Annotated in this window: 1 protein-coding gene and 1 pseudogene; both read left to right on the top strand. The window is 64.7% G+C overall.

Translation table 11 applies throughout. The annotated features are described in order from the left end of the window. Window positions 1–170 (top strand): annotated as a pseudogene (locus EN994_RS36590) (uracil-DNA glycosylase); the annotation flags it as partial. Between the two features lie 54 nt (window positions 171–224). Then, window positions 225–799: helix-turn-helix domain-containing protein (locus EN994_RS33660; protein ID WP_164746540.1), on the top strand; the 575-nt coding region annotated here is incomplete at its 3' end.

The raw sequence follows: 799 nt of genomic DNA, 5'->3' as shown, positions 1-799 counted from the left end.
GCATATTGCGGCTGCGCGGCAATTGGCGCGTTCACACGACGGCATCCGGCATCGCCATCCCGGCCATGCCGACGCTGCATCCGGCCTATCTCCTGCGAACCCCGTCGCACAAGAAGCTGGCGTGGCGGGATTTCCTCGAAGTGAAGGCAAAGCTGCGAGCGCTCACCTAGCGATAACCTCGCAGGTAATTGAAATGCCGTCCTCACCAGCCTAACCATTCACTCATGACAACAGCCCAAACCTCCGCCGGCAGCCTTATTCGCGAATGGCGCACGCGCCGGCGCATGTCGCAGCTCGACCTCGCCATGGAGGCCGAAATCTCGCAGCGGCATCTGAGCTTCGTCGAAAGCGGCCGCGCCGCGCCCTCGCGCGACATGGTGCTGCATCTGGCCGAGCAATTGTCGATCCCGCTGAGGCAACGCAACCAGTTGCTGCTCGCCGCCGGCTTTGCCCCCAGTTTCGGCGAACGCTCGCTGACCGACACGACAATGGCGCCGGCGATGGCGGCGGTCGCAATCGTGCTCAAAGGCCACGCGCCGTTCCCGGCACTCTCTGTCGACCGCCACTGGAACCTGGTTTCGGCCAACGCCGCCATCGCTCCCTTCCTTGCCGATGTCAGCGAGGCTTCGCTGCTGACGCCGCCGGTCAACGTGCTTCGCCTCAGCCTGCATCCCGGCGGCATCGCGCCACGCATCGTCAACCTCCAGGAATGGCGCACGCATCTGCTCGAGCGCCTGAAACACCAGAATGACGCGAGCGGCGACGCGGTGCTGATCGAACTCGAGCGTGAGCTGAGGAC

The sequence above is a fragment of the Mesorhizobium sp. M7A.F.Ca.CA.002.09.1.1 genome (assembly GCF_003998555.1).
Taxonomy (GTDB): domain Bacteria; phylum Pseudomonadota; class Alphaproteobacteria; order Rhizobiales; family Rhizobiaceae; genus Mesorhizobium; species Mesorhizobium ciceri.
Note: the sequence above shows the minus strand (reverse complement) of the source record. Positions and strands in the feature narration are given on the sequence as shown.